The 19,452-nt window shown below is 36.9% G+C and carries 14 protein-coding genes; 11 read left to right on the top strand and 3 right to left on the bottom strand.

The features are described from left to right. The first annotated feature begins 452 nt into the window (after positions 1 to 452). The 3 genes from OSO01_RS02270 to OSO01_RS02260 all read left to right on the top strand — a co-directional run bounded on the left by OSO01_RS02270 (position 453) and on the right by OSO01_RS02260 (position 6,218). Positions 453 to 3,338 (top strand): 2-oxoglutarate dehydrogenase E1 component, encoded by a 2,886-nt coding sequence (locus OSO01_RS02270; protein WP_147208223.1) that lies wholly within the window; start codon positions 453 to 455, stop codon positions 3,336 to 3,338. Further along, on the top strand, positions 3,325 to 4,584 hold the full coding sequence (gene odhB / locus OSO01_RS02265) for a 2-oxoglutarate dehydrogenase complex dihydrolipoyllysine-residue succinyltransferase (protein ID WP_147208221.1): 1,260 nt from the start codon (positions 3,325 to 3,327) through the stop codon (positions 4,582 to 4,584). The genes OSO01_RS02270 and odhB overlap by 14 nt, the downstream gene beginning before the upstream one ends. A gap of 446 nt (positions 4,585 to 5,030) precedes the next feature. After that, a complete protein-coding gene (locus OSO01_RS02260; protein ID WP_147208219.1) occupies positions 5,031 to 6,218 on the top strand; it encodes a NupC/NupG family nucleoside CNT transporter in 1,188 nt (395 codons plus the stop codon). Between the two features lie 71 nt (positions 6,219 to 6,289). Here OSO01_RS02260 and OSO01_RS02255 read toward each other — a convergent pair whose 3' ends face one another. Next, on the bottom strand, positions 6,290 to 7,663 hold the full coding sequence (locus OSO01_RS02255; protein ID WP_147208217.1) for an MATE family efflux transporter: 1,374 nt from the start codon (positions 7,661 to 7,663) through the stop codon (positions 6,290 to 6,292). 105 nt (positions 7,664 to 7,768) lie between these two features. Here OSO01_RS02255 and murG point away from each other — a divergent pair, with 105 nt between their 5' ends. Further along, positions 7,769 to 8,854, top strand: a complete 1,086-nt coding sequence (gene murG / locus OSO01_RS02250) for an undecaprenyldiphospho-muramoylpentapeptide beta-N-acetylglucosaminyltransferase (protein ID WP_147208215.1) — start codon at positions 7,769 to 7,771, stop codon at positions 8,852 to 8,854. A 60-nt stretch (positions 8,855 to 8,914) separates the two neighbouring features. On the opposite strand, the gene OSO01_RS02245 is transcribed toward murG, so the two are convergent. Further along, positions 8,915 to 9,469: a beta-class carbonic anhydrase gene (locus OSO01_RS02245; protein ID WP_147208213.1), complete on the bottom strand. Its 555-nt coding sequence runs from the start codon at positions 9,467 to 9,469 to the stop codon at positions 8,915 to 8,917. A 663-nt stretch (positions 9,470 to 10,132) separates the two neighbouring features. On the opposite strand from OSO01_RS02245, the gene OSO01_RS02240 reads away from it, so the two are divergent. The 6 genes from OSO01_RS02240 (at position 10,133) to OSO01_RS02215 (ending at position 18,324) form a co-directional block, all read left to right on the top strand. Next, positions 10,133 to 11,872, top strand: a complete 1,740-nt coding sequence (locus OSO01_RS02240) for an ABC transporter ATP-binding protein (RefSeq protein ID WP_147208212.1) — start codon at positions 10,133 to 10,135, stop codon at positions 11,870 to 11,872. 2 nt (positions 11,873 to 11,874) lie between these two features. Beyond that, entirely contained in the window at positions 11,875 to 13,902 is a 2,028-nt protein-coding gene (locus OSO01_RS02235) for an ABC transporter ATP-binding protein (protein ID WP_147208210.1), read from the top strand. A gap of 143 nt (positions 13,903 to 14,045) precedes the next feature. Further along, on the top strand, positions 14,046 to 14,867 hold the full coding sequence (locus tag OSO01_RS02230; RefSeq protein WP_371863278.1) for a S1C family serine protease: 822 nt from the start codon (positions 14,046 to 14,048) through the stop codon (positions 14,865 to 14,867). Between the two features lie 73 nt (positions 14,868 to 14,940). Continuing rightward, positions 14,941 to 15,663, top strand: a complete 723-nt coding sequence (locus tag OSO01_RS02225) for a PRC-barrel domain-containing protein (protein WP_147208208.1) — start codon at positions 14,941 to 14,943, stop codon at positions 15,661 to 15,663. Positions 15,664 to 16,333: 670 nt separating this feature from the next. Next, a complete protein-coding gene (gene sigI, locus OSO01_RS02220) occupies positions 16,334 to 17,074 on the top strand; it encodes an RNA polymerase sigma factor SigI (protein ID WP_147208206.1) in 741 nt (246 codons plus the stop codon). Next, the gene (locus OSO01_RS02215) at positions 17,074 to 18,324 is read left to right on the top strand and encodes an anti-sigma-I factor RsgI family protein (protein WP_147208204.1); all 1,251 of its coding nucleotides are present in this window, start codon (positions 17,074 to 17,076) and stop codon (positions 18,322 to 18,324) included. The genes sigI and OSO01_RS02215 overlap by 1 nt, the downstream gene beginning before the upstream one ends. 60 nt (positions 18,325 to 18,384) lie before the next feature. On the opposite strand, the gene OSO01_RS02210 is transcribed toward OSO01_RS02215, so the two are convergent. Next, positions 18,385 to 18,618: a YhdB family protein gene (locus tag OSO01_RS02210; RefSeq protein WP_147208794.1), complete on the bottom strand. Its 234-nt coding sequence runs from the start codon at positions 18,616 to 18,618 to the stop codon at positions 18,385 to 18,387. 221 nt (positions 18,619 to 18,839) lie between these two features. Between OSO01_RS02210 and OSO01_RS02205 the strand changes: the two genes are divergently transcribed. Continuing rightward, entirely contained in the window at positions 18,840 to 19,409 is a 570-nt protein-coding gene (locus OSO01_RS02205) for a YhcN/YlaJ family sporulation lipoprotein (RefSeq protein WP_147208202.1), read from the top strand. Positions 19,410 to 19,452 lie beyond the last annotated feature (43 nt).

Here is a 19,452-nt window from a genome sequence, read left to right as displayed (position 1 = left end):
ACATCAAAAAGAAAAGCAGTATATTATATTTGGAAATATGGATACACTTTTTCTCACCCTGCAGAATCAATGATTATCTGACAGAATGAAGTTTTATTTAATAATTTGTCCTTATTATAACGGAAAAATCACATATTGTGAACTATTCCTATGTTTATTTATACAGAGAAGAAATTCAATCATAGATGTCATTAATTTTGTTTAAAAAAGCAATGATTTATCCAACAGGTAATTCAAATGATTAATTATCGGAATAGTTCGATAATTAATTGATTAGAGTGTATTTTTATTGATTCTTGAAAAATGTCGAATTATCCCAATAAATCCGTTCCGATTCCTTGTAACCTCACTAAAAATCATGTATATTAGTTGATGTAAAGAAATCAATCTTATCACAAATAATTTGAACCGTTTTCATGAACGGATTAGTTAATTCAATGGGGGTATCAGTCGTGCCAGGAAATGAAGAGTCTGCAGAAAAATTTTGGGGACAGTTTCACGGACAAAATGCGGGGTATTTGGAACAGCAATATGAATTGTATAAAGAAGATCCGGAGCTAGTCGAATCTTCTATAAAATCATTATTTGATACACATGGAGCACCTGCTTGGATGACAGGAGAAGAAGTAATCAGTCCTATCAGTGAACAACCGGCTTCTAATCTAAATGTATCAGAAAATTTTGATGTGACTAAACTAACCTCAGCAATCAAACTTGTTGAGGCTATTCGGCGTTACGGTCATACAGATGCTGATATCTATTCAGTTGGCGGATATAAAAGTGCTCCGTCACAAATGCTGAGCTTAAAACATTATGATTTAACAGAAGCTGATTTAAGAAAAATCCCGGCATCTTGGATCTGGGAACGTGAAAAAGAAGGAGTCGAAACAGGTTTAGATGTTATTAACCTGATGAAGAAATATTATACAGGTACCATTACATTTGAATATGATCATGTAAATAATGATGACGAACGTACCTGGCTCTTTGATTTAATTGAAGAAGGTAATGCAAGGTTTGATCCTGATCAGGAAGAGAGAAAAGATATTCTGAAACGTTTATCAGAAGTAGAGGGTTTTGAAAAATTCCTTCATAAAACATTTGTCGGTCAAAAGCGCTTTTCTATCGAAGGCCTTGAATCTATGATTCCGATGATTGATTTTCTCGTAAAATATGCAAATGAGGATAACATCGAACATGTGATGATGGGGATGGCACACCGCGGTCGTTTAGCTGTACTTGCGAATGTATTGAAAAAGCCATATGATAAGATTTTTTCCGAGTTTAATTATACAAGAGACAAGGAATTAATGCCGTCAGAAGGTTCAAAAGCGATTAATTATGGCTGGACCGGAGATGTGAAGTATCATTTTGGTGCAGAAAAAGAAGTTATACATGGAAGTAAAGTAAATACTAAAATAACACTTGCACATAATCCGTCACATCTTGAATTTGTAAATCCGGTCGTAGAAGGATTTGCACGGGCAGCACAGGATGAACGTGATGTAAGCGGTTATCCTGAAAGGGATATTAATAAAGCAATGCCGCTCGTAATTCATGGAGATGCAGCTTTTATCGGAGAAGGTGTAGTTGCTGAAACGCTTAATCTCAGCGGTTTACCGGGGTATACAACAGGTGGAACGGTGCACCTTATCGCAAATAACCAGCTTGGTTATACAACAGACCGTGTAGACGGACGCTCAACACGTTATGCGAGTGACCTGGCAAAAGGTTTCGAGATTCCTGTTATTCGTGTGAGTGCAGATGATCCAATTTCCTGTATTTCTGCTATTAAAATAGCTTGTGAGTATCGTAAAAAATTCCATAAAGACATTTTAATTGATTTAGTAGGTTATCGCCGTTATGGACATAATGAAATGGATGAACCAAGAACGACACAGCCGCAACTATACAGCGAAATTGATAATCATCCATCGGTATCAACATTATTTGCTCGTGCGATGGAAGAAAGAAATCTATTAGAATCTGGGGAATTCGACGAAATTAAAAATGAGATTGAAACAAGGCTTTCTGATATTTATAAAGGAATGACAGAAAGTGAGATTGGAGAACCTCAGCCAAAATCAATGCCGGAAGTACTGTCTAATAGATTAGATCAATTTGAAACGGCAGTAGATTTAGAAACTTTACAGAAAATAAACGAAGAGTTGCTGGAACGTCCAGAAGGTTTTAAAGGCTTTAAAAAGACCGAAAGAATCCTGCAGCGCAGAAAAGATGCGCTGAAAGAAGGCAATAAAGCTGACTGGGGCACGGGAGAAGCTTTAGCATTTGCATCTATCTTAAAAGATGGTACACCAATTCGTTTGACAGGTCAGGATACAGAGCGAGGGACCTTTGCCCACCGTCATGTTGTTCTTCATGATGTGGAAACAGGTGAAAAATATAGCCCGATGCATGGATTATCGGATGTAAAGGCATCCTTTGACGTTCGGAACAGCCCGTTATCAGAGGCTGCGGTGTTAGGCTTTGAATATGGTTATAGTGTTTATTCGCCAAACACTCTAGTTATCTGGGAAGCACAATTTGGTGACTTTGCCAACGCCGGTCAGGTTATTATTGATCAATTTATTGCATCAGCAAGAGCTAAATGGAATGAAAAATCAAATATGGTGTTATTGCTTCCTCATGGCTATGAGGGACAGGGCCCAGAGCATTCGAGTGCCCGTCTAGAACGTTACTTGCAGATGGCTGCAGAAAATAACTGGATTGTAGCTAATGTTACTTCATCTGCTCAATTATTCCATCTTCTTCGCCGTCAGGCAGTGATGCGTTCCCGTCCAGAGGCGCGTCCATTGATTCTGATGACACCAAAGAGCAGTTTGATTAGAGATTATAAAATGGCTTCAAGTGCAGAAGAATTTACGAGCGGCGGATTTAAAACATTACGTGAGCAGCCATATTTTGATACTGATCCTGAGAAAGCAACACGACTTTTATTAGGCAGCGGAAAAATTATGCTTGATATTGAAGGGGAAATGGAAGAAGCGGAAGAAGCCTGTGATTGGATTCGCGCTCTGCGTGTAGAACAAATCTACCCATTCCCTAAAAAAGCAATTCAGGAAGAAATCAAAAAGCTTCCTAATTTAAAAGAAATTGTGTGGGTACAGGAAGAACCGAAAAATATGGGTTCATGGGATTTTGTAGACGACTATTTAAGAGATCTTCTTGAAGAAAACCAAGAATTACATGTTATCAGCAGACCGAAGCGTGCAGCACCAGCTGGAGGTATTCCTACTGTGCATAAAACAGCTCATAAATATATTATTGACCAAGCATTAAGCGAATTTGAAGGAGGAAAATCAAGTGCAGGAAATTAAGATACCTGAATTAGCGGAATCCATCACAGAAGGAACAATAGCAGAATGGCTTGTAAAAGAAGGCGATAAAGTAGAAAAGGGCGATGCTATTGTAGAGTTAGAGACTGATAAAGTAAATGTGGAAGTAAACTCAGAATTTACAGGTGTTATTACGGAAATTATCAGCACAGAAGGGGAAGATGTTTCTGTAGGTGATATAATTGGCAAACTGGATGAAAATGGAGAAGCCGGGGCATCTTCTGGTGATGAAGAAAGTAAAAAAGAGGAGGAAGCTCCTAAAGAAGAGCCTAAGAAAGAGCCTGCTGTAGAAAATAAGCAGGAAACTGCATCTGAGCAAAATAATGGCAATGTCATTGCTTCACCGGCAGCTAGAAAACGTGCTCGTGAATTAGGTATCGATTTAAGTGAAGTACAGACACGTGATCCTCTAGGCAGAGTTCGCCCGGATGATGTGAATGCACATAATAATGCACCTAAAAATGAGTCTGCACCATCAAAGCCGGCTCCTAAAGAAGAGCCTAAATCAGAGAAAACAGAGTTTGATAAGCCGGTAGAACGTGTTAAAATGACACGCCGCCGTCAAACGATCGCTAAAAATCTTGTAGAGGTACAGCATAACACTGCAATGTTAACTACATTTAATGAAGTAGATATGACTTCAGTGATGGAGCTTCGCAAGCAGCGGAAGGATAAATTTTTGGAAAAAAATGGTGTGAAACTTGGGTTTATGTCCTTCTTTGCAAAAGCTGTGGTAGGAGCACTTAAGGAATTCCCGCTTCTTAACGCAGAAATTCAAGGTAATGAATTAGTCATTAAGAAATTCTATGATATTGGTATTGCTGTTTCCACAGACGATGGTCTTGTTGTTCCAGTTGTTCGTGACGCAGATCGTAAAGACTTCGCAGGAATTGAACAGGATATCGTTGATTTGGGTAAAAAAGCACGTGATAATAAATTATCCTTAAACGATTTGCAAGGCGGGTCCTTTACAATTACAAATGGCGGTACATTCGGCTCTATGATGTCTACGCCAATTTTAAATGCGCCGCAGGTTGGTATTTTAGGAATGCACAACATCATCAAGCGTCCGATCGCTATGCCGGATGATTCCATTGAAGTACGCCCGATGATGTATATTGCGTTATCATATGACCACCGTATTGTTGACGGTAAAGAAGCTGTCCAATTCCTAGTTCGAATTAAGCAGATGCTTGAAGATCCATACGATTTATTGCTGGAAGGTTAAAAGATAAACAAAGTCTTGATATAGAGGTATCTATCCTGAGAGTCAGTACGAAAACGGGCTTTCAGGGATAGGTATTGAAGTATCAAGGCTTTTTTTATTGAAATAAAGATACAACATAAATATGAGGATTATTTTATTAAAATCGGGTAAATAGATTATATAAAAAATAACTGGAATAAATGGTTATTAAATACGAACAATAATAAGTAGTACATTTTTAAAACCACAATCATTTTATTTACTAATTTGGGAATTATTTTAATAATTAATTCTTTTTGAGAGCATTGAAATTTTTTTTCATTACGAATATGATAGTATTTGTACGGACAACTTGTATAGGCAAGGAAACGAATGTTGTTATAAATGATTAGATGTATCAGATATTTATTTTCTGCAGATAGGTTTGTACATTAAATAAAGCGCTTTTATAAAAAGGAGGAACTAGCTTGGACATTCTCTTAGGCATCCTGGCAATTATCATCACATTTGGGTTAGCATTTTTAATGTCAAATGATAAGAAGAGAATCAATTTTAAAGGCATTGGTATTATGCTGGTCTTACAGCTGTTGATTACCTGGTTTATGTTTTCAACAACTATTGGTACAAAAATTATTACTGGAATATCAAATGTTTTTAATAAATTAATTGAATTTGGACAAGAAGGTATAAGTTTTGTCGTGGGAGGATTTATCTTAGATGAGAATGGCGTATTCTTTTTTAACGTCCTTCTATTAATTATCTTTTTCGCCACATTGCTGTCTGTTTTAACTTATCTAAAAATCCTACCGTTAATTATTAAATATATCGGGGCTGCTATTTCAAAAATTACCGGTCTTCCAAGAATTGAATCATTTAATGGTGTAAACAGTATTTTCTTTGGCCAATCCGAAGCTTTGATTGCAATCCGTTCACAATTTCATCATTTATCGGAGAACAGGCTTTATATTATCTGTGCTTCTGCAATGAGCTCTGTTTCTGCATCGATCGTAGGCTCGTATATTCTTATGCTGCCTCCCAAATATATTTTAGTGGCTCTTCCATTAAATATGTTCAGCGGATTAATGATTGCTTCTATTATTGCACCGGTGAATGTTCCGAAAGAGGAAGACAAAGTGGATATAAAAGATGTCAGTAACGATAAAAGTATTTTTGAAGCAATGGGAAATGGTGCCTTAGAAGGCGGGAAGATTGCACTGATTGTTGCAACGATGCTAATTGCATTTATTGCATCATTAGAATTGGTAAACTGGATTATCCAGGCTGTATTTGGAGGAATTACACTGGAAGAAATTCTAGGGTATGTTTTTTATCCTATTGGAATCCTTATGGGAATCACACCTGGAGAGGTATTGCAGGCCGGAAGTATTATGGGTACGAAAATTGTTACAAATGAATTTGTCGCAATGCTGCAGTTAGAGCCTCTATTAAACCAATTATCTGAGAAAACGATTGGTATTGTAACAGTATTCTTAACAAGCTTTGCCAACTTCTCCTCAATCGGTATTATCGCGGGTACTGTAAAAGGAATTGACAGTGCAAAAGCAGTTATTGTTTCTAAATTTGGAATGAAGCTGCTGGCAGGATCGATTTTAGTATCCATTCTTTCAGCATCGATTGTCGGACTGTTCCTATAGAAGAACGTAAAAGCACGATGCATCTTAAAAAAAGATGCATCGTGCTTTTAATCATATTTATAAAATCATTTTTAGCTTCGTTTCATCTGATAATTCTGTTTTACCTTAACCTTACGCTGGATATATAACAAACGGAAAAGCAGAGCTGCCGCACCTGCGCTTAAACCGACAATAATTCCAATCCAGTAGCCAAAGGCATCAAAGTCTGTATAATTTGCAAATAAATATCCAACAGGCAATCCGATGAGCCAATAAGAAATTAATGCGAGAACAAGTGTTACATTAACATCCTTATATCCTCTTAAAGCACCTTGAATCGGAGCCCCAATTGCATCTGCAAGCTGATAAAAAATCGCAAAAAGAATAAATTGCTTTGTCAATGTAATGACCTCTGGATTTGTATGATATAACCGTGCAACAGCCCCGTCAAATACAAATAGAATAATACCGGTAAATACAGCTATGAGTATCCCTCCTGTAATTCCTAAATATGTGTAAGAACGGGCATCCTTGAAGCGTTTTGCTCCTATTTCAAATCCGACAGCAATTGTGAGAGCCATGCCGACACTTAATGGCAGCATATATAATAATCCGGCAAAGTTCATGGCTGCCTGATGTGCTGCAATGGTATTCGTATCATAGACACTCATCATAATGGTTACTGCAGAAAAAATACTTGTTTCAAAAAACATGGCAAGTCCGATGGGCAAGCCAATTTTTAATTGACTGAGCCAATAAGAAATCTGTGGTTTAAAACGAACCTGAAAGATTTGATAAGACGTAAAAGGAGCCACTCTATGTATCATATATAAAGAAATAATACTGACTATCCAATAGGTGATACTTGTTGCAATACCTGCTCCAACACCGCCAAATGCCGGTATTCCCAGCTTGCCAAAAATAAATATATAATTTAGAAGTGCATTAATTGGCAGAGAAATTAAGATAATAATCATAGAAGCTCTTGTTTGTCCCAACCCATCCATAAAGCTTCGGACGGTATGGAAAATAAATAATGGCATAATACCGGTAGCGAGTGATACTAAATAATATTTTGCTACATGATGTACGTCAGGCTCCAGACTCATCAGATGTAAAACAGGATCTAAAATAAAGAAGCCTGCAATAAGGATAATACAGGATAATACAATGGAAAGGTAAATACCTTGCTGAATAACTTGCGGGATATCTTTTTTCTCTTTAGCACCGATCAGCTGAGCGATGATAGGAGTTATTGCGAGAACAATGCCGTTTACAGCTGTTAAAATAGGTATCCAAAGACTGGAACCAATCGCAACTCCAGCTAAATCTACTGCACTGGCCTGCCCGGACATGACGGTATCAAAAAAATTCATCAGGTTCATACTGACCTGGGTTACAAGGATTGGCAGCATAATGATAATAAAAAGTTTAATCTTTTGTCTTCGGTTTGTTGTTTCATACATAGTTAATCTATCCTAACATTTCGTAATTAAGTTTTTAGTTAAATTAATAGGTGCATTGGTAATTATACGCTGATATAATAATTTGGGAAAGGATGAATTAATTCCATGGAAAAAAGAAATAAAAAACGTATTATATTTACTGGCGGCGGGACTGCCGGGCACGTCATTGTTAATTTAGCACTTATACCATATTATCAGGAGCAGGGTTATGCAGTAGAATACATCGGGTCATATGAAGGAATTGAAAGAAACTTGATTGAAAAGCTGGATGGCGTAACGTATCATCCAATATCTACTGGTAAACTGCGTCGCTACATGTCTAAAGAAAACTTTAAAGATCCATTTAAAGTCTTAAAAGGAACGATGCAGGCTTTTCGCATTTTGGGAAAAAGAAAAAAGCCGGCAGTTGTATTTTCTAAAGGCGGTTTTGTATCCGTACCAGTAGTTGCGGCTGCAAAATTAAGAGGAATTCCGTCTGTTATTCACGAGTCGGATTTTACACCAGGTCTGGCTAATAAGCTGTCCATACCATTTACAAAAAAGGTACTGGCAACATTTCCTGAAACAATGAAATATCTTCCGGAGAAGAAAGCCTCTTATGTTGGAGCGGTTATCCGTGATGAATTATTCACAGGGGATAAAAAGACAGGATTGGAATTTGCGCAGCTCCAGGGAGAAAAACCTGTTCTATTGATTATGGGAGGGAGCGGCGGATCTGAGAAGATTAACGAAACTATCCGTGAAGCGTTGGGTGAATTACTGACTACCTTTGAAATTATTCATATTTGCGGAAGCGGGAAAGTAGATTCATCTCTTCGAGTACCAGGATATGCCCAATTTGAATATGTGCATGAAGAATTAAAGGATATTTTTGCAGCAACAGATTTTGTTGTGTCTCGGGCCGGCTCCAATGCCATTTTTGAATTTCTGGCTTTACGGAAGCCGATGCTGCTAATTCCGCTTTCACGAGGAGTGAGCAGAGGAGATCAGATTATTAATGCAAATTCTTTTAAGAAAAAAAACTATGCCAAGGTTCTTGAAGAAGAAACATTAACAACTGAAAAGCTTATCCAGGAAACAGCTGCTCTGAAAAAAGCTGCTCCAATCATGCTGGATGAAATGAAAAAATATAAAAGTGAAGAATCAAGAAATAAAGTAATTGAAATTATTGAATCGGTTCAAAAAAAATAAGAAAGCTGCATTTTTAAAGAAAGGACCTCAGCAAACGCTCAGGTCCTCCTCTTATTTCTTTTAGTCTTCTCTTGTAACAACATCTAATTTGCCTGTTTCGGGGTCAATAACAAGTCCGTGAACTTTTACTTCCTTTGGCAACAGCGGATGATTACGAATTATCCCTACGCTCTGTGTTACAGAGTCTTCGATTTTTTCAAAGCCATGGAACTCTTTGTGAAGATTAATACCAGAATGCTCCAGGGTATGTAACGTTTCCTCTGGTATTCCACGATCCAGCATAGACTGTTGTAATGCTTCTGTATCTACGTTGGACATTCCGCAGCCATGGTGCCCGATAACAACAACTTCCTCTGCTTTTAAACTATAAATTGCTACAAGTAAACTTTTCATAATACTGTCAAATGGTTTTCGGATAATTGCTCCGGCATTTTTAACCATTTTCACATCACCATTACGAATATTCAATGCTCTTGGAAGCAGCTCTACTAAACGGGTGTCCATACATGTAAAAATGACCATCCGTTTATTTGGGAACTTGTCCGTTGTATATTCTTCATATCCTTTACTATCGACAAATTTTTCATTGAAATCTAAAAGTTGATCTAAATTCATTTTCTCATCTCCTTAACTAAAAATAATAGCACGTAATATAAAATATGAAAATAAATAGAATGTTAAAATCGGTTATAAAATTTAATGAATAAGTTAAATGAAAGGTCTAAATCTGGCGTCAAAGTGCGGTTAATCGCATTTCTATCAAAAATCTTTGCAAATGTATATTATCATTTATCCCTTTTTATGAAGGTAAGCAAAAGGACATAATTTATATACTATATCGGGATAAACAGCAGTGAAAAAATAATATATAATTTTGATAAAATTAAAAAAACAATTGACTTGCGATTTGGAAAAATATATAATGATAAGGCATTCAATTTTCAAATAAATGAGAAAAGGAGGATAACACAAAATGAATAACTTACAGCATCAAATTAATCAAACGAATCAATCTAACCAATTAAAACAGAATATGATTTTGTGGCCTCCAAAAACAAAAGGATGCTTTTTCTTCTAAATTTCTGGGGAGAAAAGTGCGTGTATGGCCGCGAATTTCCATGTGGCCGGCTGATAAGGGGATAAATAGGTTTTTTATAAGCATATGCCGACAAATGGTATATGCTTTTTTGGTGCTTTTTTAAACAGAAAATGGAATGTAAACAAATTTAATGGAAAAAGTTTAAGATGTAGGATGCTACATAGAAAGCAGGTGAAAAGATGTTTGCGGTTTTTAAGAAATTAAGCTGGTTTTTTGCACATTATTGGAAACGATATACATTTGCAATTATAGCGTTAGTTCTTGCGAGTGCAATTGGATTAATCCCTCCAAAATTAGTGGGATATATTATAGATCATATTCAATTTGAAACGTTAACGGCGCAAATCCTGACAGCAGTTATCGCAGGATATATAGTATTGCTTATTGTGCATTATATTATTTCATATTTATGGGATTATACACTTTTTGGCGGAGCTGTTATTTTAGAACGCTGGATGCGGAGTAAGCTGATGAAGCATTTTCTATCCATGTCACCGACATTTTTTGGGAAATACCGGACTGGTGATTTAATGGCCAGGTCGACTAATGATTTAAAAGCAATCAGCCTGACAGCAGGTTTTGGAGTACTGACGCTGATTGACTCCAGTATATTTATGCTGATGATTATTGCAGTAATGGGGTTAACAATCAGCTGGCCTCTTACTATTGCTGCTTTACTCCCTCTGCCAATCATGGCGGTCATTATGAATTTTTACGGCAGCGCAATCCACCAGCGTTTTACGAAAGCTCAGGAGGCTTTTGGAGAAATGAATAACAGTGTCCTGGAATCCATACGCGGTGTTCGGGCTATCCGAGCATTTGTTCAGGAGGAGCACGAGAAAGAACGGTTTGAGGATATGACGAAGGATGTGTATGACAAAAATATAGAAGTTGCTAAAATTGATGCTTTATTTGAACCGACGATGAAAATTCTGGTCGGGTTGTCTTACACCATTGGAATTGGTTACGGGGCAATGCTTGTCTTTGAAAACAGATTGACTTTAGGAGACCTTGTTACCTTTAATGTCTATTTAGGAATGCTGATTTGGCCAATGTTTGCAGTGGGAGAGCTGATTAATATCCTGCAGCGGGGAAACGCATCCCTGGACCGGGTAAATAAAACATTATCCTATACGCCGGATGTCCGGGATGTGCTGGAGCCGAAGCTGGTTGAAACGGTTAAAGAAATCTGTTTTCAGGATGTATCCTTTAACTATCCAAATACGGCAGAGAAGGCTTTAAAGGGAGTTTCCCTGGATGTGCAGGTTGGAGAGACCATTGGTGTTGTCGGGAAAACAGGAGCAGGAAAAACAACGTTATTTAAATTAATGCTGAGACAGTATCCGGACGTACAAGGAAATATACTCATCTCCGGAGAGAAAATAGAAACCATTCCATTAAAGCAAATCCGTGATTGGATAGGGTATGTACCACAGGATCAAATGATGTTTTCCAAAACAATCCGTGAAAATATTCAATTCGGTAAGGAAGCTGCGACAGATAAAGAAATATTCCATGCGCTTGAGCTTGCGTATTTCTCAAGTGACATTCTGCAGCTGCCTGAAGGATTGGATACCCAGGTTGGGGAGAGCGGGATTACATTATCAGGAGGACAAAAGCAGCGAGTAGCTTTGGCACGGGCTTTTATTAAAAATCCGGAGGTTCTTATTTTAGATGATTCCTTATCTGCAGTGGACGGCAAGACGGAAGCAGCAATTATTGCTCATCTAAAAGAGGAACGCAAAAATAAAACCACATTTATAGCTGCACATCGCTTATCTGCTGTAACACATGCTGATCATATTATTGTTCTGGAGGACGGCAGGATTGCAGAAGAAGGAAGTCATGAGCAGTTAATGAAAGAAAAAGGCTGGTACTATACACAATACGTTCAGCAGCAAATGGAAGAGGAGGTGTAAGAATGAAGAAGAGTACAGAGCGGCGGTTATTTCAATATGCCTTAAAATATAAAAAAGGAATTATTATCGGTCTTATCTGTTTAGTCATAGCTGTTGCTTTGGAGCTTGCCGGTCCTTTGATTGCCAAACGGGTTATTGATGATCATATTTTAGGTGTGGAGGGCTATTGGAAAGCAGTGGAATCAGCCGATGATACAGCGGCTCCTTATCATGGCGTGTTATTAAAACGGTCAGATCGTATTTCAGAGGAAGATATTCTCTCGGGGGATACTTATACTTTGTTGCAAATCGGTATTTCCTACTACATTTTTGAAGGGGAACTGCCGTTGACAGGACAACGGGAGATGAATGATGACGAATTAACTATCGAATTAAATGATAACGTTGTTCATGTTGAAGGAGAGCGTTTATCTGTTCAAGAAGCGTATCCATTTTTTGAACCGGAGAAAACACCAATTATCTGGTTATTGGTATTATATATGGTTTTATTAGTGATCGCTGGTGTTTTTCAGTTTTATCAGACATTTTTATTGCAAAAGTCTGCAAATCAGATTGTAAAGCAGATGCGGACGGATTTATTTGCACACACAGAGCGGCTGCCGATTAATTATTATATTGATCAGCCGGCTGGAACGATTGTTGCGAGAATTACAAATGATACCGAAGCAATTCGTGATTTATATGAGCGTGTTTTATCTATTGTTGTTACCAGTTTAATATATATGGCTGGAATCTTTGTTGCTTTATTTATTTTAGACCCTAAGCTTGCAGCACTCTGCCTGCTTGTCATTCCTTTATTATACGGATGGATGCAGCTTTATAAGTATTTTGGCAGTAAGTATAATAAGGTCATTCGAAAAACAATCAGTCAAATTAATGGGAACATCAATGAAGCAATTCAAGGAATGCCGATTATTCAGGCTTTCAATAAGGAAAAAGCGGTAAAAGAGGATTTTGAAGTATTAAATAACCGTAATTATACATTTCAAAAGAAATTGATCCGCTTAAGTGCGTTAACATCGTATAATTTAGTAACCGTATTTCGTAACATAACATTTGTCGGCTTCATCTGGTATTTTGGATCTTCTTCCTTTGATACGGCAAGTATGATTTCTATCGGTGTTCTATATGCTTTTGTGGATTATATTAACCGTTTATTTGAGCCGGTGACGGATATTGTGAACCAGCTCCCGTTAATTGAACAGGCAAGAGTAGCAGGCAGCCGGGTATTTGAACTGCTGGATCAGCCTGCTGAAGAAACAGATAACACCGAAATTGACAAGTATAGAGGAACTATTTGCTTTGACCACGTATATTTTGCTTATCAAAAAGAAGATTATGTTCTAAAGGATATTTCTTTTAAGGTAGATGCCGGCCAGACAACTGCCTTTGTAGGTCATACAGGTTCAGGGAAAAGCTCTATTATGAATTTACTGTTCCGTTTTTATGATCCGCAAAAAGGAAGGATTACCATAGACGGGATGGCCACATCTTCTTTATCCAGACAGCAGGTCCGTAGTCATATGGGGATCGTTCTTCAGGATCCGTTTTTATTCTCTGGTACTATTTTGAGTAATGTAACAATGCAGGATGAAAAAATTACAAGAGAAACAGCAATTGCTGCATTAAAAGCGGTGGGGGCAGACCGGTTTATTGAAAAGCTGCCGAATGGCTATGAGGAAGAGGTAACTGAAAATGGGTCTACCTATTCATTGGGCGAGAGACAATTAATTTCCTTTGCACGGGCGCTCGCCTTTGATCCATCTATCTTAATCCTGGATGAAGCGACAGCAAATATTGATACAGAAACAGAGCTGTTGATTCAACATGCACTTGAGGTGCTGAAAAAAGGAAGAACAACACTTGTTATCGCTCACAGGTTATCAACCATACAGCAGGCAGATCAAATTATTGTTCTGGATAAGGGAACTATTATTGAGCAGGGGAACCATGATACACTGATTGCAGAGCGCGGGTCATACTATCAGATGTATCAAATGCAGCAAGGGTCCTTGAAGGTTAGTGTTTAAAATAAAATCGAATGATTGTCAAAAGAAGGCTCATATATTCTTAAACAAAAGAGTATATGAGTTTTTTAAATAGAAAAAAAGGCTGCTTTTAATAATATTTGTTAAAATAAAGATGATTGATTTACAAGCAGAAGGGAGGCTGGGTGTTGTACAGTCAGGATGAAGATGACCGAACAAATAAACAGATGGATGAAGACTTAATTGAAGATATAGATGATGAGGAAATGCATGAACTGGTTATGCAGGCGAAGGCAGAAGCGTTGGCAAGAGCACAAGCAGAAAAAAATGAGCCTAAACCAAAGCGGCGATTTTCAAAGATAATAACAATTTTGATAGCTGTTGCAATGACTTTTTATGTCATTTCATTATTCCCCAGAGTCATATCCATTCCTGCTATAGAGTTTCTCCAGGCATCCAGCCGCTTATCGCAGGATGAAGAAGTGGCAGCATACAAAGAGGCAGTAGTTGTTATTGAAGCAGGGGATAGTAAAGGAACAGGATTTGCTATCTCTGAGGAAGGGACGATTTTAACGAATTATCATGTCATTGAAGATAATCAGAGTGTTACTGTAGCTTTCCCTGAAGAAGGTCTATTTCAAGGAGAAGTAGTAGAAGAGTATCCCGAGATTGATTTAGCAGTTGTTGAAGTTGACGGTGAAAACTTTCCATATTTAACTTTAGAGGAAGATGCTTCTGTAGAACATGGAGATTATATTCGCTTTATAGGTAATCCATTATTTTTCAATGGAATTGCCAATGAAGGTACTGTATTAGGTCCATTGCAGCTCTCCAGCTGGGAGCTGGAGGTCATGATGATCAAAGCCCCTGTGTATCGCGGGAATAGCGGCAGTCCTGTAATTAATGAAGAAGGCTACGTGATTGGAGTTGTTTTCGCAACATTGAATCACGAGGAGCATGGACGTGTAGGTCTTTATGTGCCTATAGATTATTTTACAAATTATTAACAATCCAAATAGAGCTGTTTAATTCCCCGGTAAAAGGGTATTAGATAATAAAACCTTTTACGGGGGTGTTTTTATGTTTCTCGGCTCAACATTAACAAATTTAAATATTCATGCTGTAGACGGAGAAATAGGAAAAGTAAAGGATTTATACTTTAATGATGATTGGGAGTTACGATTTATTATTGTGGATACAAGAAAATGGCTGCCCGGCAAGAAAGTTCTTTTGCCTTTCCATGTACAAGAGGAGATTAATTTAGAGGAAGGCTATATGAAAGTAGACAGACATAAAGAAACGATTCGCGAAAGTCCTAAAGTTCCAGAAGATAATGATTTAATTTCGTCTTATCAAGGAACTGTATTAGATTATTTTGGCTGGAATAATTATAAGGAAAATGCTGTGCTTGACTCAGATCATGGTCCGGTAACAACTGGTAATAATGAATACAATAACGGAGACATACCACCGGAACCGGATCTGGCTGCACCGGATGAGGGACAGAATGATAACCTTAGAAGTATTGATGAATTTTTGGAGTTTAAAGTACATGCAAAAGACGGTAAAATTGGTATGCTGGACGATGTTATTTTAACAGAAGATGGAAGGATACAGTATCTAGTTGTAAATAGCAGCGAAAGCTATGTAGAAAACAGCTTATATTTATATCGGGCTGATCAGGTAACATCTGTAGATTGGTTTGAAAAAGATTTGTATTTAGATGATTCTGTAAAAGGCATGGAGCTGGTAACACCATTTAAAAACAAAGAAGAAGTATTCCAACATTTAAATCATTCATAAATGACTTTATATTATTTGCAGTAGATACTTTTTTTGTTCTATTAGACACCGATTTACTTGCGAAGTTAATAAAAAATGGCAAATGTTATATAAGCTGAAAAAAGTATAGCTTTTTTATATTAATAAGAGGATTGCCCCTATGGTAATCCTCTTTATTAATATGCCAGGTGACGGAAGATATCCAGATAATGAAAAATTTGTCATTATCCAATCAGATAAGTATTACCTGGTAAGCTTTATTATTTAAGCACTCTCTCAATTTTTACCAGAGATTAAGAAAGAAGATTCTTTATTTTTTCATAAATATTCCTTGATTAAATATTTCTTACAAACTTCTACATTGTTCTGCTATATTTTACAAAAATATTGATTTCCGTCATATTAATTTAAATGAAATGTTATTCATTTGTGATAGTAAGTGCTGTGATTATAGGGTAGTATTATGTATACGGCATTATGAAGGCTGTATATATATAACCAATAAAATTGATTTTTATTGCTGACTAAAACAATTTATTCGTTTTAATTATAAATAATTAAGAAAGACAAAAAAATGGAGATTATTTAATATGAGAATAGAAAATAAAAAGAAACATTTCATAAAAATAAATTTAAAACCCGAAAAAATAAAAATATGTTCGAATAATATGATGATAGGGGGAATCTACCAATGATCATGACAAAGCAGTTAACAGATACCCCTATTGAAGAAAAAATAGAAGCAATTCAGGCAGGTGATATTGTATTACAAAATGAAATTCTTCAAACATACAAGCCATTTATCGCCAAATGTGTTTCGGAAGTATGTAAAAGATATATTGATCCTAAGAAGGACGATGAATTCAGTGTCGGATTAATGGCATTTAATGACGCTATTTTTTCCTATGAGCAAGATAAGGGCAGCTCATTTCTGTCGTTTGCAAAACTTGTCGTAAAAAGAAAAGTAATTGATTATATTCGTTATCATCAAAAAAGGCCGAATCTGCTATCATTAGATGAAATAAACGATGCAGAGCAGATGGAAAATCCGCTCGTTATTGCTGCCGCAAAAGAAAAACATCAAATAGAAGCGGAAAATATTAAAAGGAAAGAAGAAATAGCTTTATTTAATGAAAAATTAAAAACGTACAAGCTTACATTGGAAGAACTGACGAAGGCTTCTCCTAAGCATAGGGATGCCAGAGAATCTGCGGTTCAGGTAGCTTATATTTTATACCTGGATGGCGAATTAAGTGAGTATGTTTATCGCAAAAAAAAGCTGCCAATCAAGAAATTATTAAAGAAAGTAGAAGTGAGCAAAAAAACATTAGAAAGAAACCGGAAATTTATTATAGCTATTTTTATTGTATTGAGCAGTGAGTATGCTTACCTTAAGGATTACCTTAAGGATTATCTCAAGGATGTGGAATAATGAAAAAAGGAATTGTGATGGAAATCCATCGCAAATATGCCATTTTACTTTCCAAAAATGGCAGTTTTGAAAAGGGGATTATTTTAACGGAGAATGCCGAAATAGGGGACGAGGTTATTTTTCAGCCGGTATATGAAAAATTCGAATGGAAAAGATGTTGGGGAAAATCACATATTACTGTAAGATTATCTGCAATTTTCATCCTGGCCTTGTTGCTTTTCGGTTTTCCTCTGTTTAAAACAGGGTTAAGCGATACAGAAACCCATGCTTATGTTGCCATTGATATAAACCCCAGTCTTGAATTGGAATTGAATGAGGACTTAATTGTTACAGATGTCAATGCATTAAATGAATCTGCATGCGAGTTGATAGACGAGGTAAGCAGTATTCAGGACGAGCCGATTACCTCTGTTTTAGCCAGTATTGTTGATGAAAGTGAAGATAAGGGTTTTGCAGATCATAAAACGATGATTGTAGGAATTAGTTATGAGGATCAGTATAGCAAAGATGAAGTCATCACAGAAATTACTCCATACATAGAATCGCTTCCTGATTGGGAGGTTTCAACTTTGATTATTCCAGAAGAGGTCCGGGAAATTGCGCAAAATCAAGATAAATCAATGAATGAAATAATGGCTCTTGAAATGGCAAACGGTGAAGAAGGTGAAATAGAACAGGTGAATGATGTTATAACAGACTCAGAAGAAGATAGTGCTATTATTGATTTTTTCTATGGAGAACAAGAGTCTGAGGCTGATGTTGACCGTTCTATCGAGCAAGATGAAGATCCTGCGGAACAACGAAATAATAAATTTACAGATGATGTACCTGACTTAGATGATGACGAGAAGGATGAGGAACAAAGCCAACAGGCTGATACAACTCAAGAAGTTGAGGAGGAGCCGGATCAAGACCACTCTTTCAAGGATGGTAATATGATACAGGAGTTAGAGAAGCCGTCGGAAAATGATACAAATATTGAATATAACCAGTATAAGGAAATAGAACAGTACAACAAGGAAAAGGAAGAAAATAAAAAGCCAGCTGATGTATTCTATGCGCAAAAAAAGGTAAATGTATTTCCAGAAGAAACAGAGAAAAATGTAAACAGGCATGAACAAGAGCAATATAATTCTCGAAACGAAACACAGGCTGGTGAAGACGAAGAAGATGCGGATATAGAACAGGATGAGCTTCCTCCTGTTCAGGAGGAAGAAACAGAGCCTGAAATAGTCACATACACAGGGTAAGGTTGTAAGCAGATGTAAGCCAAAATTATTTGACCGGCATCTGCTTAATAAGCAAGTAAATTATTCAACTTCATACATCCATGGACTGCTGATTTGGAGTGCATGTTCTAAATAGTAAAGCAGTGTATCATGAGATTGTTCAACGTTTTTTTGACTGGATGAATGGTGGTAATCGTAAAGAAAACGTTCAATTTTTTTTGCAAGTAAATCATCATCTGTCCGTGACATTAACAAAAATAAATTATCCCACTGTCCCCATATAGTGTAGTATAAAGCTTTGTCGTAATCAGGCATCTCAGGTATCAAAATTATCACTCCTTTATAAAGAAGGAAGACCATCTTAATATAGACAGGCTAAGTTAAAAAGGTAAATTACCTCGTTTATATCTTCTCCATTGCTCATTAAATATCCCTGCTACTTTCATGGTCTCGTTTCCAAAAATTAACGTTATTTACGTGCATAAATCCTTACCTGCCTATCCATAATAAAGGCAAACAGGTAAGGAGGAATGAAAATGAAATTACGCTTATTTGCAGTTTTAACTGTTCTTATGATGGTGCTAGTAGCTTGTCAAAATACGGATAATGGGGATACGAATCCTAACGATAACGAGGGAAATGTAGAGCCGACACGATATCAGGGGCATAACATGGGTGATGATGCAAGGAATCAGGGCCGTGACCATACGTTAGAAAGAGTATCTGACCGTAACGGTGACGCGGATTACGATGTCTCCAAAGAGGCAGCTGAAAAAATAGCAGCTGAAATGGATGACATTGACAATGCTTATGTATTAACAACAAAAAATAATGCTTACGTTGGAGCTAATTTAGACACTGGCAATAATGAAGCTGGGCATGACAATGGTAATGGAATGGAAGTAACTGATGATGTAAAAGACAAAATTGCAGATATCGTCCGTTCTGTTGATCCATCTATCGATAACGTTTATGTAACAACTAACCCAGACTTTTTGGATCTGGCGGACAGATATGTAAACGATATGGATAATGGTCATCCGGTAGAAGGCTTCTTTGATCAAATCGGCAGCATGATTGATCGTGTTTTCCCAGATGCGAAATAATACTGCAGCACCATTGATTAGTAATTTTTCCACAAATTAATGT

The sequence above is a fragment of the Oceanobacillus sojae genome (assembly GCF_007991515.1).
Taxonomy (GTDB): domain Bacteria; phylum Bacillota; class Bacilli; order Bacillales; family Amphibacillaceae; genus Oceanobacillus; species Oceanobacillus sojae.
This window is presented reverse-complemented; position numbering and strand designations above follow the sequence as displayed.